Consider the following 25,505-nt stretch of genomic DNA (forward strand, 5'->3'; position numbering starts at 1 on the left):
CGATGTTCTCCCTTATCCTGCGGCGCCTGGTGCAGGCCATCCCGTTGTTGCTTGGCGTGGTGATCCTCAACTTCACCCTGATCCAGATGGTGCCCGGCACCTTCCTGGATGTGATGACGGCCGAGCAGCAGGTGACCGATCCGGCCATGATCGAGCGCCTGCGGGTGACCTATGGCATGGATCAGCCGCCATCGATCCAGCTGCTCAAGTACATCGGCTCGGTGGCGCGGCTGGACCTGGGCTATTCGTATCGTCACAACCTGCCGGTGATCGATGTGCTGCTGGCGCACCTGCCGGCGACCTTGCTGCTGATGCTGGCGGCGTTGCTCGTTGCGGTGCTGGTCGGCTCGGCGGCCGGCATCGTCTCGGCGCTCAAGGTCAATACCTGGTGGGATACCGCTGTGTCGGTATTCGCCGTGCTGTGCTTTGCCGCGCCCAGCTTCTGGCTGGGCATCATGCTGATCATCCTGTTCTGCGTGAAGCTGGGCTGGTTCCCGGTGGGCGGCATGCTCACCATCGGGTTGGACGATGGCTTCTGGATCCAGGCGCTCGACATCGCGCATCACCTGGTCTTGCCGGCGCTGACGCTGGGCCTCTTCTACAGCGCCAACTATGCGCGGGTGATGCGGGCCTCGATGCTGGAAGTCAGCCACATGGATCACGTGCGCACCGCGCATGCCAAGGGCTTGAAACGGCACACGGTGGTGCTGCATCACATGGCGCGCAATGCGTTGCTGCCGGTGGTGACGCTGTTCGGCCTGCAACTGGGCGCGGTGCTGGGCGGCAGCATCGTGGTCGAGGCGGTCTTCAGCTGGCCCGGCATCGGCGGCGTGCTGTTCGATAGCGTGATGAGCCGCAACTATCCGGTGGTACTGGGCATCCTGGTGCTGAGTTCGGTGGTGGTGATCCTGGCCAATATCGCCGTCGATCTACTCTATACGCGCCTCGATCCGCGCATCAAGGCCAACTGACATGACTTCATCCTCATCCACGATCGTGACCAGCATTGCCCGTCGGCCTCGCACCGACAGCTTCATTGCCCGCTTCGCGCGTCACCGGGGTGCACTGCTGGGGGCGGCGCTGCTGCTGGCGGTCATCCTGCTGGCGCTGGGCGCGGGGCTGCTGTATCCGGGCAACCCCTTGCGCATCGTCGCCACCCCTGAAATCTGGCCCTTCAGCGATACAGCTTATCCCTTGGGCACCGATGCGATGGGGCGCGATATCGCCGCGATGATTGCCCATGGCGCGCGCGCCACGTTGTTGATCGGCCTGGTGGCGGCGGCCGCCGCCACTGCCATCGGCGTGACCGTCGGCGCGTTGGCGGCCTGGATGGGCGGCTGGGTCGAGGAGGTGCTGATGCGCCTGACCGAATTGTTCCAGATCATTCCCAACGTGGTCTTCGTGCTGACCGTGGTGTCGGTGCTGGGACCGCATATCGAGAACATCACCCTGGCGGTGGGCCTGGTGTCGTGGCCACCCATTGCGCGCCTGACGCGGGCCGAGTTCCTGTCGCTCAAGGAACGCGAATTCGTCCAGGCCTGCCGCGCCGTGGCACTCAATCCGCTGCGCATCATCTTCGGCGAGATCCTGCCCAACGCCCTGCCGCCGGTGATCGTCATGGCGTCGCTGGTGGTGGCCGGCGCCATTCTGTATGAATCGGTGGTGTCCTTCCTCGGACTGGGCGACCCCAACATCGCCAGCTGGGGCCGCATGGTCGGCGAGGGGCGCAGCCTGATCCGCTCTTCGTGGTACCTGAGCGCCGTGCCGGGCGTAGCCATCATGCTGGTGGTGCTGGCGCTGAACCTGGTCGGCGATGGCCTCAACGATGCCCTGAACCCTAAATTGCGCAAACGCTGACGCTAACAAAATCATGACTGACTTCCTGCACAATCTTGGCGATCTGAACGATCCCGAACTTTCCCTTGATGCCCCGGCGATCGTCGACCTGTCCGACGCCGGCCATCCCCGGCACTTCAGCCATGCGGCGGTACGCTCGCTGGCCGGTGGCGTGGCGCAGTGGCTGCAGAATCGGGGCCTGCCGCGCGGCGCCCGCATCGCCATTGCCGCCAGCAACCGGGCCGAATATCTGATCAGTTACTTCGGCATCATGCGCGGCGGCTATATCGCCGTCCCCGTCAACATCAAGCAGCCCCGGGAAACCCTGGAGTACGTGCTGCAGGACGCCGAGATCGCGCTGGCCTTCACCGATGGCTTGCGGCGCGACCTGCTGGCGGCGCATGTGCCAGTGGTGGATTTCGACGATGCCGGTCCACAGGGCTTCGCGGCGCAGATCATCCCCGCGGATTTCGGCAGCGTGCGGCCCGGCCCGGATGAAGTGGGACAGATGCTCTATACCTCGGGCTCGACCGGCAAGCCCAAGGGCGTGCCCTTAAGCCATGCTGGCCAATTGTGGGCGCTGCGCACGACCGCCGCCCCACGCAACGCTGACGAACAGCAGCGCTACCTGCTGGCGCAACCGCTGTTTCACATGAACGGCCTGTTCATGGCCAAGCGAGCCTTTTCGATCCACGCCCAGCTGGTGATCCTGCCCGGCTTCGACGTCGACAGCTATCTCGATGCGCTGGAACGCTATCGCATCACCATCCTGACCGCCGTGCCGACCATGTTCGCCCGGCTGATCAAGGACCCTGCCCGTCTGCAGGGCCGTGATTTCTCCGCCCTCAAGCGCGTCATGCTGGGTTCGGCGCCCATGACGCTGGACCTGCTGCAACGGCTCAAGCAGGCCTTCCCGGCCACCCAATTCAGCCATGGCTATGGCACCACCGAAGCCGGTCCGGCCGTGTTTGGCCCGCATCCCGACGGCATTCCCACGCCAGGCCTGGGGCTGGGTTATCCGCTCGACCCGCAGCAGGTGCGCCTGGTCGACGGCGTTGACGACAATCAGGGGGTGCTGCTGATGCGCAATCCGGCGGTGCTGTCCGGCTACCACAAGCTGCCAGCCAAGAGCGCGCAGGTGATCCAGGATGGCTGGTACTACAGCGGCGACGTGATGCGCCGCGACGAGCAGGGATTCTTTTACTTTGTCGGGCGCGCCGACGACATGTTTGTCTGCGCCGGCGAGAACATCTATCCGGTGGAAGTCGAGAAATTGCTGGAGCGCCACCCCGCTGTGGCCCAGGTCAGCGTGGTACCGCTGCCCGACGAAGAACGCGCGCACGTTCCGGTGGCCTTCGTGGTGCGCCGTGCCGGCAGCGAGCTCGACGTCGACACCCTCAAGCGCTTTGCGCTGGAACATGGTCCCGCCTACCAGCATCCGCGCCGGATCCGCTTCGTGGCAGAGCTGCCGTGGGCCGGCACCAACAAGGTCGACCGCAACGCATTGATTCACCTGGCGCGCGATCTTGAAGCCGGCCAGGCGTGGAACATCAACCAGGAGGAGGTGCAGCATGAGCCGATTTGATCTCACCGGAAAAATCGCCCTGGTCACCGGCGCCAGCCGTGGCATCGGTCGCGCCATCGCCTGGTCGCTGGCCGAACAGGGCGCCAGCGTCATCGTGCATTACAAGCAGGCGCAGGACGCCGCCGACGCGCTGGTGGCCGAGATTCGTCAACGAGGCGGGCAGGCGTGGACGGCAGCGGCGGACCTGGCCGCACCGCACGGTTATGCCGGGTTGGTAACCGCGGTAAAGGGCATCGTGCAGGAATCGGGCGCGCAGCGACTCGATATCCTGGTCAACAACGCCGGCATCAGCCTGCGGGCGCGGATTGCCGACATCAAGCCGGACGACTTCGACCGGGTGCTGCAGGTGAACCTGAAGACGCCGTTCTTCCTGATCCAGCAGTTGCTGCCGCTGTTGCGCGATGGCGGTCGCATCATCAACGTGTCATCCATGGGCACCCGCGCGGCCTATCCGGAGATGAGCGTCTATGCGCCCGCCAAGGCCGGGCTCGAAGCGCTCACGCTGCTGCTGGCGGCCGAGCTCGGACCACGCAACATCACCGTCAATGCGGTGCTGCCCGGCGCCACCGCGACCGACCTCAATGAGCGCGCCCGCAATCCCGAGATCGCCCGTGTGATTGCGCAGACGATCGCCCTGGGACGGGTCGGCCAACCGGACGATATCGCCGGCATCGTCGCCTTCCTCGCCAGCGATGCGGCGCGCTGGGTGACCGGCCAGCGCATCGATGCCACCGGCGGCCAACGCATCTGAACAACTATTCCATTGCCTGCCATGACTGCCCTGCTTTCCCTCCACAATCTCACCATCGACCTGCCGGCCGGCGGCGACCGCGTTCATGCACTGGCCGGCGTCAATCTTGAGGTGCGTCCGGGGGAGGTGCTGTGCGTGGTGGGCGAAAGCGGTTCCGGCAAGTCGCTGACGGCCGCCGCCGTGCTGGGCCTGCTTCCGGATGGGGTCGGGGTGGCCGGCGGGCGCATCGACTGGAACGGCGAAGACCTGCTGGCAGCCAGCCCCGAGCGGCTGCGCAAGTTGCGCGGCAAGGAGATCGGCATGATCTTCCAGGAACCGATGACGGCATTGAACCCGCTGCACACCATCGGCGACCAGATTGGCGAGTTATTGCGCGCCCACACCCGGCTTGGCCGTCGCGACATCCAGGAAAAGACTATTGCGCTGCTGGCGTCGGTGCATATCGCCTCGCCGGCTGCAGCCGCGCGCGCCTATCCACACCAGCTTTCGGGTGGCCAGCGACAACGCGCCATGATCGCCATGGCGCTGGCCCTCGAACCACGGTTGTTGATTGCGGATGAACCGACCACTGCACTGGACGTGACCACCCAGGCCCAGATCCTGCAACTGATCCACGACCTGCAGCGGCGTCGCGGCACGGCGGTATTGTTCATCACCCATGATTTCGGGGTGGTGGCCGATATTGCCGACCGTGTGGCGGTGATGCAAAAGGGCGTGCTGGTCGAGACCGGACCGGCGGCGACCGTGCTCAATCATCCGCGTCACGCTTATACCCGGGCCCTGATTGCGGCGGTTCCGCCGCTGCAGCCGGCGTCGCGCAAGCGTACCGCAGACCAGCCGGCGGCGCTGACGATCACGGGCTTGTCCAAGACTTACGGCAAGCGCAGCTGGCTCAAGCCCGACGCCCGCGTGACGCATGCGGTCAACAATGTGTCACTAAGCCTGCCCGCTGGCAGCACCCTGGGTATCGTCGGCGAAAGCGGCTCGGGAAAATCGACGCTGGCGCGCAATGTGCTGGGCCTGCTGCTACCGGATGCAGGCGAGATCACGGTCTTTGGCGAGCCGGTCGACCTGAAGACGGCTGCCGGGCGACGACGGCATGCGGCCCAGGTACAGATGGTGTTTCAGGACCCATATGGATCGCTGAACCCGAGGCGGCGAGTTGGCGATATCGTCACCCAGGGGCCCATCGCGCATGGCCAGCCCCGCGCGGCAGCGTGGCAGAAAGCGCGCGAGCTGTTCGACCTGGTCGGCCTGGCGCCGGATGCGCTGGAGCGTTATCCGCACGAATTTTCTGGTGGCCAGCGGCAGCGGATCGGCCTGGCGCGAGCGCTGGCGATGGATCCGAAGATACTGGTGGCCGACGAACCGGTCTCGGCGCTGGATGTGTCGGTCCAGGCGCAGGTGCTTGCGTTGCTGGCGCGGCTGCAGGATCAGCTGCAACTGACCATCCTGTTCATCACCCACGACTTGCGGGTGGCGGCGCAGGTATGCGACCAGATTGCGGTGATGAAATCAGGCCAGGTGGTCGAGATGGGCGATAGCAGCGAGGTCTTCAATCACGCCGCACATCCCTATACCCAGGCGCTGCTGGCGGCGGTGCCGGGTCGGCACTGGACGCCCGAGGCGGTCGAGCGGGAGCTTGTGGTGAATTCCTGAGGCGGCCCGGCGGAGCGTTTCTAACTTGAACCCGTCGCCCTGACGAAAGTCAGGGTCCAGCGTCTTTGCCGGTCATCAACCTGCCCTGCCTCGGCGCACCGCGCCACACCTCAGTACGTTGCAAACCCGCCACCATGACGGCGCTGAAATTGCGTCGGGTTTATCTTAGAACATATAATGAGAACCATTCTCAATGTTGTCAGATAGCAAACCCGCCCCTCGTCGTCATGTCCACAGCCAACGCCCCTGGCGAGCCCATCGAAGTCCTCTATCGGGAACACAGCAGCTGGTTGCGCAATTGGTTGCGCGCCAAGTTAGGCAATGCCTGGGATGCTGCCGACCTGGCGCACGACACCTACCTGCGCCTGCTCAATAACGGCACCCAGCCGGCGGCGGCCGATTCGCGCCGCTACCTGACCCAGGTGGCTAACGGATTGGTGATCGACCTGTTCCGCCGACGCGGCATCGAGAGCGCCTATCTCGACGCGCTGGCGCTGTTGCCGCAAGCGCAGGTGCCTTCCGAAGAAGCGCGCGCCCAGGCCATCGAGGCGCTGATGGAACTGGACCGCATCCTGGGCGACCTGCCACCCAAGGTACGCCGCGCCTTCCTGATGTGCAAGATGGATGAAATGAGCTACCGCGATATCGCCCAGGCGCTCGCGGTGTCGGTGTCGTCGGTCGAAAAATACATCGCCACCGCACTCGGCGCCTGCTATCTGGCGCTGTACGACCAACCGCTATGAGCAATCGTGTCTCGGGGGCCGGCAGCGACCAGGATATCGTGCATCAGGCCGCCTGCTGGATGGCGCGCCTGTGGTCCGACAACGCCAGCGCCGCCGACCGGATCGCTTGCGACCATTGGCGCGGCCAGCGGCCCGAGCATGAACGGGCCTGGCAGCGGCTGCAGCTGATGGAGCAGAAATTCTCGGCCATGCCCGATCCGGCCGCCCGGCAGGCATTGCACACCACTGCGGGTAAATCACCGATCAATCGACGCAAGGCCTTGCAGGCACTAGGCCTGGTGGTGGCCGTGGGTGGCGCGGCCCAGTTGATCCGCCGCAGCGATACCTGGCGCTCGCTGTCGTCCGACTACGCCAGCGCGGTCGGCGAGATCCGTGAACTGACGCTGCCCGATGGCACCCAGGTCGTGCTCAATACCAACAGCGCCATCGATATCGACTACAGCGCCGACCAGCGTCGCATCCTGCTGCGGGCGGGCGAGATCCTGGTCACGACGGCGCCCGACAATGCACCACGACATCGCCCGCTGTCGGTCATCGGCCGCGACGGCGCAGTGCGTGCGCTAGGCACCCGTTTTACCGTGCGCCAGGACGATCGGCAGTCCAGCGTAGCGGTCATGCAGGGTGCAGTCGAGATTCATCCGCGCCATTCCGGCCATGTGGTCCACATCGATGCCGGCTACCGGTCGGCCTTCTCGGCTAGCCAGGTCGACGACATCGAGACGCTGCAGGAAAACGCCGCCAGTTGGTCGCGCGGGGTGCTGGTGGCCGAGCAACTGCCGATCCGCGATTTTCTGTCGGAACTGGGCCGCTACCGGCCGGGCGTGCTGCGCTGCGCCTCCGATGTGGGCGACTTGCGGGTCAGCGGCGTGTTCTCGCTGCGCGACACCGACCGCTCGCTGTCGAACCTGACGCTGGCCCTGCCGCTGCAGGTGAGTTACCGCACGCGCTACTGGGTTACCGTGTTTCCCCTTTGAAATAAAAATATTTTTTGTCCCGGCATTGAGGGTTTTGCGATCTCGTTCGGAAACAACGAATACGCAAACATCCGCAACCGAAAGGACAAGACAACATGGGGCAGGACAAAAAACAGGCGCGCCGCCAGCGGCCAGCCATCAGCACCAATCAACCACGCGCCATCGCCATTGCCGCCCGCACCCTGCTGTGCCTGGGCCTGGCCGCCGGCGTGGCAAGCACCCTGGCGGTGCAGGACGTCTATGCCCAGACTGCGGCCGCGGCCACCCGGCATGAACTGCAACTGCCGCCGGGCTCGCTGGACCAGACCCTGAACCGCTTCGCCGGCGCCACCGGCATCGAACTGTCGGTGGATGGCGCGCTGACTGCCGGCAAGACCAGCGCCGGGCTCAGGGGCAGCTTCAGCGTCGACGAAGGATTTGCCGAGATTCTCAAGGGACAAGGGCTGGCGGCGGTGCGCGGCAGCAATGGCGCTTATTCGCTGCGCCGCGCGCAAGCGGCCGCGCCGGAATCGGCCCAGGCGCTGCCGACGGTGAGCGTCACCGGCGAGACCGAACGCAGCGCCACCACCGACCAGAGCGGTTCCTATACCACCCGTGCGCTGAGCATGGGCAAGATGAACCAGTCGATCCGCGAAACGCCGCAGTCGGTCACGGTCGTCACGCGCCAGCAGATGGATGACCAGAACCTGGTGCAACTGGATCAGGTGCTGGCCCAGGCCACCGGCTTTACCCGTTCGCAGCGCAACTTCGGCTCGCACACCTTCGTGGTGCGCGGATTTGCCATGGACAACTACCTGGTCGACGGCGTGGCCGGCGCCGCCTACGATCCGACCGGCTGGTTTCCGATGGATATGGCGGTCTATGACCGGGTGGAAATCCTGCGTGGCGCGGCCGGCATGGTGGTGGGCGCGGCCGACCCCAGCGGCGCCGTCAACCTGGTGCGCAAGCGCCCCCGCGCCGAAGGCCATTTCGATGTGACGGCGAGCATTGGCTCATTCAATAACACCCGTACCGAAATCGATGCCGGCGGCGCCCTCAATAACGAAGGCACGGTGCGCGCGCGCCTGGTGGCGGCCTATCAGGATCGCCAGTACTTCTACGATGTGACGCAGTCGCGCGAACCGATGCTCTACGGCGTGGTGGAAGCCGACCTGAGTCGCGACACCAAGCTTGCCGTCGGTTTCCGGCACCAGGAAAACACCATCAACGGCCTGTGGCTGTTCGGCCTGCCACGCTACAGCAACGGCAGTGCGCTGGATGTGTCGCGCTCGACCTCGCTGGTGCAGAACTGGAACCTGCAGACCACCAACGTCAACGAGTTCTTCGCCGACGCCGAACACAAACTGGGCGGCGACTGGAAAGCCAAGCTGACCTTCAACCACTCCGAAGGCAGCCTGAACCAGCGACTGGCGATCCCGCGCGGCGCGGTCAACCCAGCCACGCTGGCCGGCTCGCGCTTCTATACGCTGTACTACAAGCAACTGACGCTGATCAACGATGGCGTCGACGCCAACCTCAGTGGCAGCTTCCAGGCGCTGGGCGGCACCCATCAGTTGATGATCGGCGCCAATGCCTCACGGATTCGCACCAACGGCAAGACCGCCTCGACCAGCAGCGGCAGCAGCAGCGCGATCAATGTCTTCAATAACAATCCGTATGCCATCGCAGAACCGGCCACCGCGCCGGCCTGGACCGATGACCAGGACACCCGGGATGAACGCACCGGCGTCTATGCCAGCACCCGACTGCAACTGGCCGAACCGTTGCACCTGCTGCTGGGCGGGCGCCTGAGCTGGACCAAGTACCAGGCCGTCAGCCGCCTCACCGGCAGGAAGACCAGCGACTACCAGCAGGACAGCGAATTCACGCCCTATGCCGGACTGGTGTTCGACCTGAACCGCCAATGGTCGCTGTATGCCAGCTATACCGATACGTTCCAGCCACAGAGTTCGTATCAGACCGCATCGGGCGCGGCACTCAAGCCGGCTGTCGGCACCAATTACGAAGCCGGCATCAAGGGTGAGCTCGACCAGGGCCGCCTGAACTTCTCGGCCGCCGTCTTCAGCGTGCGCAAGGACAATATCGCCGTGGTCGACAATGCCAACCTGGGCAACTGCCCCAGCTCGCTGGCATCCACCGATTGTTATATCAACGGCAGCACCTACCGCAGTCGCGGCTTCGAGACCGAGATCAGCGGCGAACTGGCACGCGGCTGGAACGTGGCCGCCGGCTATACCTTCGTCATCAGCCATAACGACCGCGGCCAGAGCATCAGCGCCGAGACGCCGCACCACCTGCTGCGCCTGTCGACCAACTACAAGCTGCAGGGTGAGCTCAGTGGCTGGTCGGTCGGCGGCGGCGTGACCGCTCAGACCGGTTACGCCTTCCCGGCCGACGACGATCCGACCGTGACCATGGGTGAAGGGGGGCGCGCGGTATGGGACCTCAATACGTCCTATCGCATCAACCGCCACTGGACCGCTGCACTGAACATCACCAACCTGTTCGACAAGCGTTATTACTCGATGGTGGGGACGCTGGCGCGCGGCAACTACTATGGCGAACCTCGGGCGGCCACGCTGATCTTGCGCGGTAACTTCTAAGCATGAAGGATGGCTTTCGGCAAAGCATGTCGTGGCTGCACACCTGGTGCGGCCTGACATGCGGCTGGCTGTTATGCGCCATCTTCGTGGCCGGCACGCTGAGCGTGTTTCGCGAGCCGATCACGCGCTGGATGGAGGCGCGACCTGCGCTCGACGCCACCGGCGCCGACGCGCCTGCGCTGGTGGCAACCGCCGTGCGCTACCTGGGCACGAACGCTGCCGATGCCCGTTCATGGATCATCACGCTGCCCGAACAATCGGGGGACGCCCTGCTGCTTTCATGGCGCACCAAGGTCGGCCCGCAACAGGCTGCGCTCGATCCGGCCGATGGCGCCGTATTGCCGACGCCGTGGGGCCGCGCCACCGAGGGCGGGCGTCATTTCATGGCCTTCCACTACATGCTGCATGCCGGCATCCCGGGCTTCTGGGTGGTCGGCTGGATCGCCATGTGCGCGCTGGTGGCGCTGATCTCGGGAGTGGTGGTGCACAAGCGCATCTTCAGCGACTTCTTCACCTTTCGCCCCGGCAAGGGGCAACGCTCATGGCTGGACGCGCATAACGTCAGCGCGGTGCTGGCGTTGCCGTTCCTGTTCATGATCGTCTATACCGGCCTGACTTATTTCTACAGCAGTTACCTGCCGCTGCCATTGCAGGTCGTCTACGGCCGCGACGCCAAGGCCTACCAGCGCTTCGAGGCCGACCTGGCACGGGCTGCAATGGCGCCCGACGCGACGCCCCGCATCAAGGATGCGGCAGCGCCCATCCCCGACCTGCTGCAGCAGGCGATCGCATTGACTGGCGCCGACGTCCAGCGCATCGTCGTCGAGCGCCCCTTGCAGGAAAACATGGTGGTACGCCTGCTGGGCGCCAAACAGGAGCATGACCCGGAGGCGATTCTGGCGCTGTCCGGCATGCTGGTCTATGACCACGCCGGCGGAAAATTCCGGCAGGTCACCCGGGCTGGCGCACCGGCGCATTTTGGCGCGGAGCACGTCCACGGCGTGCTGGAACGGTTGCATGTGGCCGGCTTTGGCGGCTGGGGCATCAAATGGCTGTACTTCATCTGCGGCTTGATGGGGTGCGTGATGATCGCCACCGGCACGCTGCTGTTCTCGGTCAAGCGACAGAAGAAAAGCATGATGGAATTCGGCCGTTGCACGGCAGTCGTCTATCGCTGCGTGGAGGTATTGAATGTGACCGCAGTGATGGGCATCTGCGTGGCGTGCATCGGCTTCCTCTACGCGAACCGACTGATTCCGGCCGACTTCGTGGGCCGCCAGTTGCTGGAGATACAAGCCTTTTTCGCGATCTGGATGGCCTGCCTGCTGCACGCCGCGTGGCGACCGGCGTCGCGTGCCTGGAACGAACAACTGGTGGCGGCAGGCCTGCTGTGCCTGGGATTGCCGCTGCTGAACTGGGCCAGCACCGGCCAGCATCTGCTGCATTACGCGCAACGTGGCGACTGGCAACGGGGTGGGGTCGAACTGACCTCGCTGCTGCTGGGCTGCCTGTTCATCCTGATCTGGCGCAAGCGATGATTAAACACAAGCCTGGCTGGCCGTACCGCCTCGAAGTCACCTGGCGCCTGCTGGCCGCCAGCGTCGGTGGCTATCAGGTGACATCGGCGGCATGCGCCCTGATGGCGCTGGCAATTGCTGCGGTCACGCCGCTGACGCAAGCCGAGGCGGTGCTGCTGGCCACGCTGCTCGGTTTCCTGTTCTACGCACTATTTGCGATCTGGATGTTCAGCAGCCGCAGCATGCTGCGGGTATGGTCGAGCCTGCTCCTGGCCCTGCTCATTTCTGCTTGGCAGCTACTTTATTAGTCCTGGCCAGAGGCGCGCATATCGGCTTGCCGGGCTTGCCGGGCTGGCCTGCGGCTACAGTATAATTAAATGAGAACCATTCCAAATTATAATTAATCTCGCCCAACCTGCCGCAGCATGCGTTCCAACAAGCATGTTTGCCATCAGGAAACCTCAATGGGCGCGATAGCCCCCCAAGGGAAGAGGCGAGCGTGATCCTGCATCACTACAACGAACTGGTTGGATTTTTCTCCCGCGCGGTGTCTGACCGTCACACGGCCTCCGACATCGTCCAGGAGTGTTATGCGCGGTTATTGGCCATGGAGGCCCGCACCGCCCTCAACGACCCGCGCGCCCTGCTCTATCGCACCGGCAAGAATATCGTCACCGACGGCGCTCGCCGCAAGCTGGCCGAAGCCCGCATGCTCGAAACGCTGGCGCTGATCATGCCTGACGAAGCCCCCTGCGTAGAACGCCAGGTCTGCGCGCGCCAGCAACTCGATCGCCTGTTGTCACGCCTGCAGGCAATGCCGCGCAAACGGCGCGAGGCATTCATCCTTGTGCGCCTGTACGGCTTGACGCATGCCCAGGCGGCCAAGCAGATGCAATGCAGCGAAGCGGCCATCGAGAAGCACATCGTGCGCGGCGTCATCGATTGCATCGATCTGGCGCGTCTGTTTGCCGATGCCCGTCCCTGAGTAGCGCCCCCATGTCCCCACGCCAGTCATTCGAACACGCCCTGCTGCTGATCGCTCGCCAACATGGCGGCAGCCCCGCCGCCGCACTCGCCGCCGACCAGGAACTGGCGCGCTGGCGCGAGCAGGGGGCCGACCACGACACCATCTATCGACTGGCGCTGGACGCCTGGCAGGCCTCCAATCCGGGTGGTTTGCAGGATAGGCTTGCGCGTCCGCCACCCAGCATCCGGCGGCGCAAGATCGTGGCGGCGCTGGCGGTGTTGGGCGTGTCTGGCCTCACCGGCGCAATGGCGCGCTGGTGGTGGTTGCAACCGCTCGAGATCGCTACCCTCGAGACCGGACGTGCGCAGTCGCAGACGCTGCGCATGGGCGATGGCAGCGAGCTGCATCTGGCGGCGCGCTCCAGCGCTGGCGTGGCCTATTTCCGCAATCGTCGCGAAGTGACGCTGGCGGCCGGTGAAATCCTGTTGCAAGTGGCCAGCGACCGCTCTCGCCCCTTTACCGTGCGCACCCGCTGGGGCAAGGTCGAGGTGCTCGGCACCACCTTTACCGTCGCCGTGCGCGACGACGCCATGGCGGTCGAGGTGGCGCAGGGTCGGGTCGCGGTGTGGCGCGCCGGCGACCAGGCCAGACCAGCGTCAGCCGCGCCCGACTTCGACCTGCATCCGGGCGACGCGGTGCGCATCGATCGCGATGGCAAGGCCGAGCAGAGTCGGCTTGCCGTCACCAATGTCGGCGCCTGGAAGGATGGCTGGATGGTGTTCGATCGCACCCCGCTGGCTGACGCCGTGCTGCGCTGGAACGATTACCTGGCGCGGCCACTGGTGCTGGGCGCCGACAAGTCACTGGATGGACTCAGGCTCACGGGCAGCTTCCGCCTGGCCGAACCGGAGCTGTTCCTGCAGGCGCTGCCGAAAGTGTTGCCGGTGAAGCTGGTGCAACGCCAGGAGGGGCCGATGATGATCCTGGCGCGCTAGGGCCTTGAAGATTTTTGTCCGGTAACGGGTGCGTTGTTCGTCTTCAACGGGAAAACCACCCCACAAGGACATCACCATGCATCGCTCCCGCAGCAAATCCCGCTCCCACCCTATCGGCGTCATGGCCGGCCCGCAAGCGGCCCTGTCTGCGGCACTGCTGGCCACGCTCGCCGTGCTTGCCGATCCGCCGGTGGCGCATGCTCAGGGCAGCCTGCCGGCAGCGACCGCCGCCGACAAGCAGTTTTCGCTGCCGGCCCAATCCCTTGGCCTGACCATCAATGCGCTGGCACGGCAGTCCGGCACCACCATCTCGGTCAATGCCGCCCTGGTCGAGGGCAGGATCGCTCCCGCCATCCAGGGCGCCATGAGCCTGCAGCAAGCGCTGGAGACGGCGCTGGCCGGCAGTGGCCTGGCCGCGATCAACAGCGGCGCGGCAATTGTCATCGTGCCCGGCAACCCGGGCGCCGGCCAGGCGCTGCCAGCCGTGACCATCCAGGGCGAACGCGAAACTGCCGATGGCGCGGTGCCCGGCTATGTGGCACGGCGTAGTCGCAGCGCGACCAAGACCGACACGCCGCTGCTTGAGATCCCGCAGTCGATCTCGGTGATCGGCCGGGCCGAGATGGAAGCGCGTGGCGCGCAGGACGTGATGGACATCGTGGCCCAGACCCCGGGCATCTCGGTCAATACCTATGGTCCCGACAACCGGGGCTGGGAATACATTTCGCTGCGCGGCTTCAGCGGCAACAGCGGCAATTTCCGCGATGGCCTGGCGCAGACGCCATTCAGCATCGTCTACGCCATCACCGAGCCCTACCTGCTTGAACGGGTCGAGGTATTGCGCGGCCCGGCCTCGGTCATGTTCGGCCAGGCCGATGCCGGCGGCATCATCAATCGGGTCAGCAAACAGGCCAACGGCGAACGGGTGCGCGAAATCGAGGCGCAGGTCGGCAGCTTCAACCGCCGCCAGGTCGGCATCGACCTGGGTGACCGCTTCAGTCCTGACAGCGATCTGAGCTACCGCCTGGTCGGCGTCGCGCTCGACAGCGACGATCAGGATCGCTATCCCAACGGCCAACGTATCAACCGCCAGCGCCAGACACTGGCGCCCTCGCTGCGCTGGGCGCCCAATGCCGTGACTTCATTGACGGTGTCGGCCGAACTGCTGCATAACGAATCGGGGGAAGACCCGTACTACGCCATCGCCGCCGATCGCAGCCTGACGCGGATCAAGATGGGCGACCCGTCGTTCAGCCGCATCAAGCAGGATCAGACGGCGATCGGCTATCGCTTCGAACATGCCTTCAACGACGAATGGAGCGTGCGCCAGAACCTGCGCTACAGCGACACCCAGCTGAAGCGCCGTGCAGTATGGGTCGATGAGCTCCAGCCCGACCAGCACACCTACTCGCGACTGGCACGCACCTGGGACGATACCCTCCAGCGCACCGTGGTCGACACCCAGCTGCTGGGGCAGCTGCGCGGCAACAACATCAGCCACACGCTGCTGTTCGGCCTCGACTGGAGCCGCTCGCACGGTGACGAGCGCCGCTTCATGGGCCCAGCGCCAGACCTGGACCTGCTCAACCCGATCTATAACCAGGCCATCGCCACGCCGACCACGCCCACGTCAAACTACCGCCAGAGCATCGAGCAGACCGGGTTGTATGGGCAAGACCAGATCAAGCTCTTCGAGCGCTGGGTGCTGACCCTCGGTGGCCGCCAGGACTTCGTGCGCAGCGTCACCGACAACCGGCTGCGCGCCACCAATGTGGGCCAGAGCGACAGCGTCTTCAGCGGTCGCGCCGGGCTGAATTACCTGTTCGGCGCTGGCTGGGCCGCCTATGCCGGCTATACCCAGTCGTTCCTGCCCAATAGCGGTGTCGATGCCAACAACGACCCGCTCAAACCCAGCCGTGGCAAGCAGGTCGAAACCGGCATCAAGTACCAGCCGGAGAATTCCCGGCTGTTCCTGTCGGCCGCGCTGTTCGACCTGAACAAGACCAATGTCGTGACCTACGATGATCTCAGCGGCGACACGCGCCAGATCGGTCGCGTGCGTTCGCGCGGCATCGAACTCGAAGCCAAGGCGGAACTGACGCGCGGGCTGAACCTGACGGCCTCGCTGACGAAGATGAAATTGAAAGTGCTGGAAAGCGCCGACCGCACCGAAGCCGGCAAGATCCCGGCCACCGTGCCGCAGCAGATGGCGTCGCTCTGGCTGGACTACAGCATGGCCAGCGGCTTCGGCATGGGGGCGGGCATCAATTACGTCGGCCCGCGCCAGAACGATGAAGCCAACACCACGGTGGAAGGCGGCTATTCGCTCTTCAGCGGCATGCTGAAATACGAAACCGGGCCGTGGCTGTTGCGGCTCAACGCCAGCAACCTGCTCAACAAACGCTATAACACCATCTGCTACCACGGCGAATGCTACCTGGGTGCCGAGCGGGCCGTGACGGCTACGCTGAAGTATCGGTTCTAGGGCCTGGCATCAATCGGCAGCGGTGACCCTGTCACGTCCGGCGCTCTTGGATCGGTACAGGGCTTCATCGGCGGCATTGATGACGTCTTCGATCCGCCGATGCCGGTCGCGCCGCAAACACGCCAGTCCGATGCTGGCGGTGACCACGCCCAGCGGACTGCGCTCATGCACAATGGCGCAAGCGTGAATCGCCGCACGAATGCGCTGCGCTACATGCAGCGCACCTTCCTGATCTGTATCGCCCAGCAGCACGATGAACTCCTCGCCGCCATAGCGCGCGGCGTGATCGCTGCTGCGCGCCAGGGCCCCGGCCGCACTTTGGGCCACTGCGCGCAATGCGGCATCGCCGGCCTTGTGGCCGTAGGTATCGTTGTATAGCTTGAAGTAATCGATGTCGATGAACAGGATGCAAAAACCACCCGCCGGGTGTTGCTGATGCCGTCCCCAGGCCGCACCCAACAGTTCATCGATCGCCCTGCGGTTGAGCAGGCCGGTCAACGTATCCGTACGTGCCAGCTGGGTCAGTTGTCGTTCGATGGCGGCGCGCGCGTGAAACTCTTGCCGCAGGCGCTTGTACAAGACCGCACATACGCAGCCAAAGGCGGCCAGCACGAACAATGTGCTATAGAAGCTCTCGTACCACTCCTTGTAGATGGCAGCGTCGGCGTTGCCGACGAAGACCATCAACTGGGTGTGGGGAACGCGGGTAAAGGTATAGAGACGCTGCACCCCGTCTTGCCGGGAGCGCGCAAGGAAACTGCCCTGATGCGCAGCAAAGTGCGCCCTGGTACGCTGAAAGTCAGAAGTTACGCCAAGGTCACTGCCGATGACCGCGTCCTTGTATGGCATGCGCATGTAGACCACGCCCTGGTCGGAATAGAGCGACATCACCCCTTCAGGCCCCAGCGCAAGATTGGCGAACAGGTCGCGAAAATAAGCCAGGTCCAATGCCATCAGCACCACGCCGTCGAAACTGCCATCTGCTTTTTGCAGCCGCTTGGACAAGACGATGATGGGCAATTCGTTACCCAGTGAGGCACGTATCGGCTGCGAGATGAAAAGCCCGAGATCGGGTGAATCGCGGTGTGCGGTGAAATACGGTCGGTCGGCGTAGGTTCGCGTGAACTGGTTGCTACGGGTCAAGGAACTGGCCCGGGGCTTGCCGTCGGCGCCCAGCACCGCCATTACCACGATGTGAGAAACCGATGGTGCGCTCTCGAACAGGAACACCCTGCGCTGGTCCTCGGACAGGCGGTGATTCAGGGGCTCGCGATAGCGGTAGGCCAGCGTGTCGAGCGACAGCGAAAGGATTTCCAGGTTGCGCGATATGGCCCGTTGCGCAATCACGGTCACGTTCTGCGCATTCTCCGTCGCCGCCACGCGGGTCTGTTCATGACTCTGATATAAAGCGCTGCCACAGACCGCAACGACCGCCAGCACCGAAGCACTTACTGTTAGTGCTATCTGCCTTTTCAACTTCTTGATTTTGTATCCCCGTAATCACCCACGGCGCTATTAACTCACGAATTAAAAATCAAGGCCATGTTGACAACCGGAAACGTAACTGACCAACAACGATGTCATGCCGGCGTCATGTCCGTTGATTAGCGGCGTCGCACAATTGCGACATTGCGCATGGCGCGCTAAGGTAAGCTTCGATATCGAGGAGAGACAGGCATCGTCCCGAATCCGTATTGATACCCGAAAGCCCGGCGAGAGATTTATGATTGAAGGTGATATTTTTTCCACCATGACCGAGGCGCGACGCCTCGAAACGCTAAATTCCTATTGTTTGCTGGATACGCCGCCCGATCCACTTTGCGATCTGGTCACCGGACTGGCGATCAACCTGTTTGCAGCCGATATCGCGTTGATATCGCTGGTCGACAAGGAGCGCCAGTGGTTCAAGTCGGCCAAAGGACTGGCCGCCAGACAGACTCCACGTTCGGATTCGTTTTGCGCCCACGCCATCGTGCAGGACAAGACGATGGTGGTGCTCGACGCGTGCGCCGACGAACGCTTTCGCCACAATGCGCTGGTCACCGGTGAACCTGGCATCCGCTTTTACGCCGGTGCGCCGCTCATCACGTCCGAGGGCGCCCGTCTCGGCACCTTGTGCGTCATCGGCAAGACAACCCGCGACGCATTCACGGCCGACCAGGCAAGCAAGCTCGAACAGTTGGCCAGCATCGTCATGGCGCGCCTGGAGTTGCTGCGCTCGTCCGACTACCTGGACAAGCTGACGGCCCTGCCGAATCGCAGCAGGTTGATCGAAGACCTCCGCTGCTCGCCCGCGATGGCCCACCGACACGACAATCCGGTCACGACGGTGGCGGTGGATGTCTGCGACCGGACTTACCTGTTCGACATGGTCAAGGCACTGGGGTGGGATTACGCCGAGGGCTTTCTGGTCGCCGCCATGCAGCGCTTGCGCGATTGCGCCCCGCCCGTGGTGCTGTACCGGATCGGCACCACCACATTTGCCTATGTGGCGCATGGCGAAGCCGCGCAGATTCAGGCTCAGGTCGACCATATCTCGCACTGCTTCAATGACGCCGTCGATCACCAGGGGATTCCGCACCGCCTTGAAATCGCCATCGGCATTGTGGCAACCAGCCAGTGTTCGGACACCGAAGACCTGGTTCGCGCGCTGATGACGGCCACCGACCTGGCGCGAGAAAATGGCACGACGCAGCGAGTTTTCGAGAAATCGCAGGGCGAGCGGCAGAAGTATTCGTTCGAGCTGCTGTCGGCCTTGCCCGGCGCGCTCGCCGCCGAGGGCGAACTGTCGCTGCATTACCAGCCGAAGATATCGCTGCTGACCGGTCGCTGCACCGGGGTCGAAGCACTTATCCGCTGGCGCCACCCGATTCACGGCGATGTGTCGCCGGCGCTCTTCATTCCCCTGACCGAAAAGACGGCCCTGATCCGCCACGTGACCTGCTGGGCCTTGCGCGAAGGCATCCGGCAGGCCGCAGCGTGGGTGCAGCGGGGTCGCCCGGTACGGGTCGCCATCAATGTCTCGGCGCGCGACTTCGAAAACGATGATCTTATAAATCACCTCAGGACCTTGCTGGCGCAGCACCGGATACCGGCCGGCCTGATCGAGATCGAATTTACGGAAAGCGCCATCAGCAAGGATCCTCAGAACCTGCGCGAAAAGATCCTCGAGATCAAGAAGCTCGGGGTAGAAGTCGCCATTGACGACTTCGGTTCCGGCTTTAGCAACCTGTCCTATCTGAAGCAGATACCGGCCGACTATATGAAGATCGACCAATCCTTCATCAGGAACCTCGAAACCGACCATGCCGACCAGATGATCGTGCCGTCCATCATCAACCTTGGTCAAAAACTCGGATTCACCATCATCGCAGAAGGTATCGAGACCGAGAGGACCTGCAAGCTCCTGAAGCACCTCGGATGCGACCAGGGCCAAGGGTACGCCATCGCCCGCCCGATGACAGCGCAGGACTTCGACACCTGGCTGGATCGCAACGGCTGAGCCGCAGCGCCGCCGGCACCGCGCCAGGGTTCGCCGCGGCCATTGGCGTTACACCTGGGCCATGCCGCCGTCGACGAACAGCTCGATGCCGTTGACGAAGCTGGCAGCGTCGGAGGCCAGGAACGCCACCGCACGACCGATCTCTTGCGGCTCGCCCAGACGACCCAGCGGCACCTGCGCGGCCAGGAAGTCATACAGGCCCTGGCGATGTTCGTCCGGCACCAGCCCCCCCAGGCCGGGCGTGCGCACCGGGCCGGGGCTGACCACGTTGACGCGAATGGCGCGCTCCTTCAGGTCGAGGGCCCATGAGCGGGCGAAGTTGCGCACGGCGGCCTTGCTGGCGCTGTAGACGCTGAAGTTGGCAGTGCCCTGGATCGACACGGTCGAGGCGGTCAGGATCACCGAGGCGCCATCCACCAACAGCGGCAGGGCCTTTTGCACGGTGAACAACACGCCGCGCACATTGGTGTCGAAGATGCGGTCGAAGTGCTCTTCGGTGATCGCGCCCAGCGGCATCATGTCGCCACCGCCGGCGTTGGCAAACAGGATGTCGAGACGACCGGCGCTCTTGGCGATCTGGCCGTACACGGCATCGAGCTCGGCCAGCACCGAGGCGTCGGCACGGATGCCGGTCGCGGCCGGGCCGATGGCGGCGACGGCGGCGTCCAGTTCGGCCTGGCGGCGGCCGGTGATGAAGACTTGTGCGCCCTGCGCCACCAGTTCCTGCGCGGTTGCCAGGCCAATGCCTGTAGTGCCGCCGGTTACCAGTGCGATCTTGCCGTTGAGTTGCTTGTTCATGATTGACTCCTTCAAATGAGATAAGGGGAATTTCCTGCCCGCCGTCTGCGCCGGTTTGCGCTGACTTGTGTGCCTGGCATGGAACGAACTTTATGCCTTGATCATTTTTCGAAAAAGTAGCTAAAATCGAAATTACTATCCATGTAGATGGATAATCGACTTATTCGATGGAGGCCATTGCATGGATCAGTTACAGGCAATCCGGGGTTTTGCGCGGGTGGTGGAGGCCGGCAATTTCACGCGGGCGGCGGATTCGCTGGAGATGCCCAACGCCACGCTGAGCAAACTGGTGCAGGACCTGGAGGCCCATCTCGGCGTGCGCCTGCTGCAGCGGACCACGCGTCGGGTGACGGTCACGCCGGAGGGGCGCGACTACTATGACAAGGCCATGCGCCTGCTGCGCGACCTGGAAGATATCGATAGCTCGTTCAATCTCGCCCATGGCAAGCCACGCGGCCATCTGCGCATCGACGTCGGTGGCTCGACCGCCAGCGCCGTGCTGATCCCGGCCTTGCCCGACTTCGTTGCGCGCTTCCCGGATATCCGGCTCGACCTGGGGGTGTCGGACCGTTCGGTCGACCTGATCGGCGACAACGTCGATTGCGTCGTCCGTGGCGGACCGCTGAACAATTCGTCGCTGGTGGCGCGCCATCTCGGGCAAGCCACGATGGTGACCTGCGCCACGCCGGGCTACTTGAAGGCGTTTGGCGTGCCGGCCTATCCCGAGGAGCTCAAGAACGGCCACCGTCTGGTCAGTTATGTGTCGGCACAGAACGGTCGGGCGGTGCCGTTCCGCTTCGAGCACAAGGGTGAAAAGAGCGAGATCAAGATCGAGCAACGCATGGGCGTCAATGAAAGCAATGCCCACCTGGCGGCGGCACTGGCAGGGCTGGGCATCATCCAGACCTTTCGCTATGCGGCCGGCCCGGCGCTGGCAGAGGGATCACTGGTGGAGATCCTCCAGAAATGGCGGCCAGCGCCCTACCCGTTCCATGTGGTGTACCCGCAGAACCGCCATGTCACGCATCGCCTGCGGGTATTCATCGACTGGCTGGTCGAGAGCTTTCCGGCACGCGTGGGCGCCTGATCCCGGCGCCGCCGGCGTCAGTGTTACTCAGCCACCTGCGGCTTGTTGAAGGCGACCACGGGAGCGGGGTGCTTCAGGTGAAACAGCAGCTTGCGGACCATGGCGATGACCACCAGGCCGACGATGACGTAGAACACGGCCAGCGGCGTGAGGCTGGTGATCGAGACGAAACCGGCCAGCCCCATCATGGCCGACGACACCATCACCAGGGCGAAACCGAGGATGGCGCTGGTCAGGCCTGCGATGTGCGGGAAGATGGAGTTGCCCTTGGCCATCAGCGTGGGGTACATGGCGCCGGCGCAGAAACCCATGAACAGCACCGGTGCAGTCAGCGTCCAGATCTGCAAGCCGACCGTCAGCGCCAGCAGCAGCATCACCACGGCGGCTGCGGTCATGGCATAGGCGCCGATGCGCAATCGCTGCTCGGGCGTGGGCAGGCGCGGATGGTGGATGCGGTTAGAAATACCGCCGAGGAAGTACATCAGGCCGATCGCCAGCGCCTGGTAGCCGAAATAGGTCGGCGGCTTGTGCAGCGTGCTCTGCACCATGAAAGGACCGACGATGTTGAACACCAGCAGGATCGCATAGCACAGGCCCTGCGCCAGGAAACAGCTCTGGAATACCGGACTGGCGAGCACCAGGCGCGCATTGCGCAACAGCGTGCGCGGGTTGAGGTGCACCGGCTGCTTGAGGGTCTCGCGATAGCGCCACAGCAGCGCCCACATCAGCAACGAATAGAGCAGCAGGAAGGTCAGGCACGAGCGCCAGCCGAATGCGGTCTGCAGGTGGGCGCCGATGACGGGGGCCAGGATCGGCCCCAGCCCCCAGGCGATCGACATGTAGGTAAAGGCATGCATCAGCGCCATGCCCGAGAACGAATCGGTGATGATGGCCTTGGCCAGCAAATTGGTGGTGGCGATGCCGAAGCCTTGCAGGCAGCGGGCCAGCACGAAGGTTTCAAGATCGGACGCGGTCAGCGTCAGCACGCAACCCAGCGTGAACATCAACATGCCGAGCGCCAGGATGGGCTTGCGACCATAGGCATCGGCCAGCGGACCAAATACCAGTTGCCCCACCGCGTAGGCGGCCATGTAGCCGGTCACGGTCCATTGGATCGCATGCGGGGTCGATGCGAAGTATTGCGCCATGGCTGGCAGGGCCGGCACGTAGATATCAATGGCCATCTGCCCGGCAGAGGCGAAAGCGCAGATGAGGAACAGCAGAAAACGGGGATGGTTGGCGGCGATGGTCATGACGGGTCGGATGCGGGGCGCAGCCCCGGTACAGCGCCAGGGAAATGGCGAAACCCCGTATTTTGACGGTTTGCGACGATGTTTGCCGAAGGCCGCCCGATTTGCCATCGACTGCGCCGAAACGTTCGTCCTTTCGCCAGCTAGGGTGACGGGTGCCGCAGCGCAGTGGCTGCAGCCGCCCGGGCATTCAGGCATCACCGTACACCGCGCCCGCACACTGGCGCCGGCAAGCCTGATCGGTCAGTGACGCGTGTCCTGCCTGCGAAGGAACCGGACACGCTCTCGATCCAGACACTCCGTGGATAGATGAACCTCTTGCTCGGCATCACGCTGCAACTGGTTGCGCACCGCCGCCCGCTGCTGCGGTTGCGTAATATGGTCAGCCGCCTGGGTCAATTGCAATCTCAGCGATTCGAACAGTGGATTGTTGAGCCGGTTATCCTGGAACGAGACCGCGCGCAGTCCATCGGCACGGATGTGATAGACCCGATAGTTCTGCAACCCGGCGCGCTGTGCTGCCTCTTGCGCGGCTTCGACGGTGTTGAAGGTGCGCAGCATGTCGCCTTCGATCATCTGCGCGACTCCACCCGAATTCCGGTTCAATTCAAGACCGGCCACCGTGCGCGACAAACGCATGCCGCCGAACGACTGGAAGCCATAGAGATCCCGGAAGTCGTAGCGCTCCCTGAAACCAAGCACATTGATCTGTGCCGACGTCACCGGATCCAGACGCTGCGCCGGATCCATTTCTGCAGATGCCTCCGCCCGAGACGGTTCTTCGGGCGACGGCCGGGCGGCAGGATTGCTGAGATCAAGCGGTTCATTCGCCGCCCCGTCGGCGCCCTCGCGCGGGGCAATATCGGCCCGCGGCGCGGCGAGCCCCCCCTGGGGTTCGCGATAACGATGCAGCGTACGGTCTCGACTCAGATCAAGTGGCTGGTCTTGCCATGGATGGTCGATGTGCAGTCCGTTCCTGCGATACGCCTCACCTGCCAGTGAGCGGGTCCGCTGGTCCGGCATACCCGGCCGGCCTGCACCTTCCGGCAGTCGGGGGGCATCAATCGGTCCAAGCGGATACCCCACCCGGCCATCCGGCAGGCGCGTTGGCGGCTTGAAGTACACATTGGGCTCAGGCAGCCCCACTTTGCCCAGGCGCCGCCCGGCGCCGTCCAGCAGGATCATGATCGCCGCCCCCAGGCCGGCGACCCAGGCCTTGGATGCCGCATCGCGACGGTCTTCCAGAAGCCCTTCAGTGCGCGCCGCATAGAGGCCGTAACCAGCTTCGACCAGCTGCGTGGCTGCACTCCCCATGATGTCATTGAAGGCGCGCAGGGCTTGCAGCATCTCTTGCTTGCCGATATCCGAATTGGACCGCACCAGGCGCGATACGTCGTCCAGCGAAGCATCCCTTGAACGCCTCGCCATGTCGGCGAAAAGCTTGCCCGTGACGGGCTTGGGCCGCATCGCTATGCGCTCGTCGTAGCCGCCGGTGGCGATATCGCCCAACCACTTATCAACCCCTTGATAGGTAACGCCATCCTGCTGGTTATAGATCGAGAAACCGCGCAGGATTTCGTCGCGCCCCGCATCGGTGCGCGCCAGGTCGGCAATGCCTTGGCGCATTTCAGCCACGCCGGCGTACTCGCGCACGGGCTTGGCGCCATGCGGGGTCAACAGCACCACCCGGCCATCGGCGGCCTGCAGCCAGGTCATATCCTTGGAGGGGTAGCTGTTGATGTCGAATGCATACGCACGCCAGGTCGGACTGGCGGCTTCGCTATATCCCGCCGCCTGCGCCAGCAGCGTACGGGCCTGGCTCGACAGGCCACTGTCTTGCGAATGTTCCAACGCCAGCGCTTCGTAATGCAACGCCACGGCGTTCTCGTTGCGCTGCCAGTATTGCACCAGCTTGCTGCGATAGGCCGACTGGAAATCGTTGCCTCGAATGGCTGCCTTCACATCGCTCGACAGCAGGCGCACTTCGTTGCTGCTATCGAAACACGCCGCTGCGGCGCCGTCGCGATACACCCCGCTATTGGCATTGAGCCCGTTCGGGTCTTCGCCGAAATCGGCCGGAAAGTTCTGTAGCTGGAGGTCGGTCAGGCTGATCGACAGCAGCGGCTTGCCGATGTGTTGCCAACCGTTGTAACTGCGCGAACTGCTGGCTGCGCCCGCGAAGCTGTTGAGCCAGGTGTGATCGGCATCGACCTCGACGCCATAGTCATTGCGCAAGCGCGCCTCGATGGCTTGCCGGGCCTCCTGCCGCAGATCGGGATAGTCGTCCTTCAAGCGCTGCCTGAGCTGCGACAGCATGTCTGGCGACGTGGCAGGCGTGGCGTCGGCGACTACGCCATCTGCGCCGTAGAGCGAGGGCATTCCGGCAGTCGAGCGCAGGGTGACGACGCTGGCCTCCTGTCCGATGCTGCGCGGGGAGCGCTGGTGGTTGGCTGGAATCATTTCCGGCGCAGAAATGCTATTGCCTGGTTGGCAATGCTCGAGTCGATTGAAGATTTTCATGCGCGTCCATTCCCTCAGATTCCGGTTCACATTTCCGATGCAATGCTTACGCCGTGGCGCCGAAAATGATCGGTCGGCTACGTCGATGCCCTGTCACCACGACAGGGCATCGATTCTGTTGTCACACGGGAGGTGAATGGATCTTCAGGGCATGGAATGCAGGCACTTATTCAAAAGCTTTGAGAAAGCACCGCCGCCTGCGGTGCTCACGCAGTCATACCAACGTATGATTT

The 25,505-nt window shown here is 64.0% G+C and carries 19 protein-coding genes; 15 read left to right on the forward strand and 4 right to left on the reverse strand.

Annotated elements, in window-relative coordinates; translation table 11 throughout:
* The first annotated feature begins 2 nt into the window (after positions 1-2).
* The 13 genes from LBW87_RS18385 (at position 3) to LBW87_RS18445 (ending at position 16,115) form a co-directional block, all read left to right on the forward strand.
* The gene (locus tag LBW87_RS18385) at positions 3-971 is read left to right on the forward strand and encodes an ABC transporter permease (protein ID WP_225202916.1); all 969 of its coding nucleotides are present in this window, start codon (positions 3-5) and stop codon (positions 969-971) included.
* Position 972: 1 nt separating this feature from the next.
* Positions 973-1,857: an ABC transporter permease gene (locus LBW87_RS18390; protein WP_225202917.1), complete on the forward strand. Its 885-nt coding sequence runs from the start codon at positions 973-975 to the stop codon at positions 1,855-1,857.
* 13 nt (positions 1,858-1,870) lie between these two features.
* Entirely contained in the window at positions 1,871-3,421 is a 1,551-nt protein-coding gene (locus LBW87_RS18395; RefSeq protein ID WP_225202918.1) for a class I adenylate-forming enzyme family protein, read from the forward strand.
* The gene (locus LBW87_RS18400) at positions 3,408-4,172 is read left to right on the forward strand and encodes a glucose 1-dehydrogenase (protein WP_225202919.1); all 765 of its coding nucleotides are present in this window, start codon (positions 3,408-3,410) and stop codon (positions 4,170-4,172) included. Before LBW87_RS18395 ends, LBW87_RS18400 begins: the two co-directional genes overlap by 14 nt.
* Positions 4,173-4,193: 21 nt before the next feature.
* The gene (locus LBW87_RS18405) at positions 4,194-5,831 is read left to right on the forward strand and encodes an ABC transporter ATP-binding protein (protein ID WP_225202920.1); all 1,638 of its coding nucleotides are present in this window, start codon (positions 4,194-4,196) and stop codon (positions 5,829-5,831) included.
* A gap of 227 nt (positions 5,832-6,058) precedes the next feature.
* Positions 6,059-6,574 carry a sigma-70 family RNA polymerase sigma factor gene (locus LBW87_RS18410; RefSeq protein WP_225202921.1) on the forward strand — a complete coding sequence of 172 codons (516 nt, stop codon included), beginning with the start codon at positions 6,059-6,061 and terminating at the stop codon, positions 6,572-6,574.
* Positions 6,571-7,548: a FecR domain-containing protein gene (locus LBW87_RS18415; protein ID WP_225202922.1), complete on the forward strand. Its 978-nt coding sequence runs from the start codon at positions 6,571-6,573 to the stop codon at positions 7,546-7,548. Before LBW87_RS18410 ends, LBW87_RS18415 begins: the two co-directional genes overlap by 4 nt.
* 95 nt (positions 7,549-7,643) lie before the next feature.
* Positions 7,644-10,151, forward strand: a complete 2,508-nt coding sequence (locus LBW87_RS18420) for a TonB-dependent siderophore receptor (RefSeq protein ID WP_225202923.1) — start codon at positions 7,644-7,646, stop codon at positions 10,149-10,151.
* A gap of 26 nt (positions 10,152-10,177) precedes the next feature.
* Complete coding sequence (locus tag LBW87_RS18425) at positions 10,178-11,689, forward strand: PepSY-associated TM helix domain-containing protein (RefSeq protein ID WP_225202924.1); 1,512 nt, start codon at positions 10,178-10,180, stop codon at positions 11,687-11,689.
* Entirely contained in the window at positions 11,686-11,976 is a 291-nt protein-coding gene (locus tag LBW87_RS18430) for a hypothetical protein (protein ID WP_225202925.1), read from the forward strand. The genes LBW87_RS18425 and LBW87_RS18430 overlap by 4 nt, the downstream gene beginning before the upstream one ends.
* Before the next feature lie 191 nt (positions 11,977-12,167).
* Positions 12,168-12,653, forward strand: a complete 486-nt coding sequence (locus tag LBW87_RS18435) for a sigma-70 family RNA polymerase sigma factor (RefSeq protein WP_225202926.1) — start codon at positions 12,168-12,170, stop codon at positions 12,651-12,653.
* 11 nt (positions 12,654-12,664) lie between these two features.
* Positions 12,665-13,630, forward strand: coding sequence for a FecR family protein (locus LBW87_RS18440; RefSeq protein ID WP_225202927.1), 966 nt, complete (start codon positions 12,665-12,667; stop codon positions 13,628-13,630).
* Between the two features lie 76 nt (positions 13,631-13,706).
* On the forward strand, positions 13,707-16,115 hold the full coding sequence (locus LBW87_RS18445; protein WP_225202928.1) for a TonB-dependent siderophore receptor: 2,409 nt from the start codon (positions 13,707-13,709) through the stop codon (positions 16,113-16,115).
* A 9-nt stretch (positions 16,116-16,124) separates the two neighbouring features.
* Here the strand turns inward: LBW87_RS18445 and LBW87_RS18450 are convergent, their stop codons facing one another.
* Positions 16,125-17,495 (reverse strand): diguanylate cyclase, encoded by a 1,371-nt coding sequence (locus LBW87_RS18450; RefSeq protein ID WP_225202929.1) that lies wholly within the window; start codon positions 17,493-17,495, stop codon positions 16,125-16,127.
* Positions 17,496-17,838: 343 nt separating this feature from the next.
* On the opposite strand from LBW87_RS18450, the gene LBW87_RS18455 reads away from it, so the two are divergent.
* Positions 17,839-19,617, forward strand: coding sequence for a sensor domain-containing phosphodiesterase (locus LBW87_RS18455; protein ID WP_225202930.1), 1,779 nt, complete (start codon positions 17,839-17,841; stop codon positions 19,615-19,617).
* Between the two features lie 48 nt (positions 19,618-19,665).
* Here the strand turns inward: LBW87_RS18455 and LBW87_RS18460 are convergent, their stop codons facing one another.
* On the reverse strand, positions 19,666-20,415 hold the full coding sequence (locus LBW87_RS18460; protein ID WP_225202931.1) for an SDR family NAD(P)-dependent oxidoreductase: 750 nt from the start codon (positions 20,413-20,415) through the stop codon (positions 19,666-19,668).
* A gap of 181 nt (positions 20,416-20,596) precedes the next feature.
* Here LBW87_RS18460 and LBW87_RS18465 point away from each other — a divergent pair, with 181 nt between their 5' ends.
* Positions 20,597-21,502 carry a LysR family transcriptional regulator gene (locus LBW87_RS18465; protein ID WP_225202932.1) on the forward strand — a complete coding sequence of 302 codons (906 nt, stop codon included), beginning with the start codon at positions 20,597-20,599 and terminating at the stop codon, positions 21,500-21,502.
* A 23-nt stretch (positions 21,503-21,525) separates the two neighbouring features.
* Here LBW87_RS18465 and LBW87_RS18470 read toward each other — a convergent pair whose 3' ends face one another.
* Together LBW87_RS18470 and LBW87_RS18475 are read right to left on the reverse strand one after the other, a co-directional pair.
* The gene (locus tag LBW87_RS18470; RefSeq protein ID WP_225202933.1) at positions 21,526-22,755 is read right to left on the reverse strand and encodes a multidrug effflux MFS transporter; all 1,230 of its coding nucleotides are present in this window, start codon (positions 22,753-22,755) and stop codon (positions 21,526-21,528) included.
* 240 nt (positions 22,756-22,995) lie between these two features.
* Positions 22,996-25,272, reverse strand: a complete 2,277-nt coding sequence (locus tag LBW87_RS18475; RefSeq protein ID WP_225202934.1) for a dermonecrotic toxin domain-containing protein — start codon at positions 25,270-25,272, stop codon at positions 22,996-22,998.
* Between the last annotated feature and the right edge of the window lie 233 nt (positions 25,273-25,505).

The organism is Herbaspirillum sp. alder98, assembly GCF_020179755.1.
Taxonomy (GTDB): Bacteria; Pseudomonadota; Gammaproteobacteria; order Burkholderiales; family Burkholderiaceae_D; genus Herbaspirillum.

Bases quoted from the DNA above. Each gene is read 5' to 3' on its own strand.
- LBW87_RS18385 (WP_225202916.1), top strand. From the start codon at position 3: ATGTTCTCCCTTATCCTGCGGCGCCTGGTGCAGGCCATCCCGTTGTTG.
- LBW87_RS18390 (WP_225202917.1), top strand. From the start codon at position 973: ATGACTTCATCCTCATCCACGATCGTGACCAGCATTGCCCGTCGGCCT.
- LBW87_RS18395 (WP_225202918.1), top strand. From the start codon at position 1,871: ATGACTGACTTCCTGCACAATCTTGGCGATCTGAACGATCCCGAACTT.
- LBW87_RS18400 (WP_225202919.1), top strand. From the start codon at position 3,408: ATGAGCCGATTTGATCTCACCGGAAAAATCGCCCTGGTCACCGGCGCC.
- LBW87_RS18405 (WP_225202920.1), top strand. From the start codon at position 4,194: ATGACTGCCCTGCTTTCCCTCCACAATCTCACCATCGACCTGCCGGCC.
- LBW87_RS18410 (WP_225202921.1), top strand. From the start codon at position 6,059: ATGTCCACAGCCAACGCCCCTGGCGAGCCCATCGAAGTCCTCTATCGG.
- LBW87_RS18415 (WP_225202922.1), top strand. From the start codon at position 6,571: ATGAGCAATCGTGTCTCGGGGGCCGGCAGCGACCAGGATATCGTGCAT.
- LBW87_RS18420 (WP_225202923.1), top strand. From the start codon at position 7,644: ATGGGGCAGGACAAAAAACAGGCGCGCCGCCAGCGGCCAGCCATCAGC.
- LBW87_RS18425 (WP_225202924.1), top strand. From the start codon at position 10,178: ATGTCGTGGCTGCACACCTGGTGCGGCCTGACATGCGGCTGGCTGTTA.
- LBW87_RS18430 (WP_225202925.1), top strand. From the start codon at position 11,686: ATGATTAAACACAAGCCTGGCTGGCCGTACCGCCTCGAAGTCACCTGG.
- LBW87_RS18440 (WP_225202927.1), top strand. From the start codon at position 12,665: ATGTCCCCACGCCAGTCATTCGAACACGCCCTGCTGCTGATCGCTCGC.
- LBW87_RS18445 (WP_225202928.1), top strand. From the start codon at position 13,707: ATGCATCGCTCCCGCAGCAAATCCCGCTCCCACCCTATCGGCGTCATG.
- LBW87_RS18455 (WP_225202930.1), top strand. From the start codon at position 17,839: ATGATTGAAGGTGATATTTTTTCCACCATGACCGAGGCGCGACGCCTC.
- LBW87_RS18460 (WP_225202931.1), bottom strand. From the start codon at position 20,415: ATGAACAAGCAACTCAACGGCAAGATCGCACTGGTAACCGGCGGCACT.
- LBW87_RS18465 (WP_225202932.1), top strand. From the start codon at position 20,597: ATGGATCAGTTACAGGCAATCCGGGGTTTTGCGCGGGTGGTGGAGGCC.
- LBW87_RS18470 (WP_225202933.1), bottom strand. From the start codon at position 22,755: ATGACCATCGCCGCCAACCATCCCCGTTTTCTGCTGTTCCTCATCTGC.
- LBW87_RS18475 (WP_225202934.1), bottom strand. From the start codon at position 25,272: ATGAAAATCTTCAATCGACTCGAGCATTGCCAACCAGGCAATAGCATT.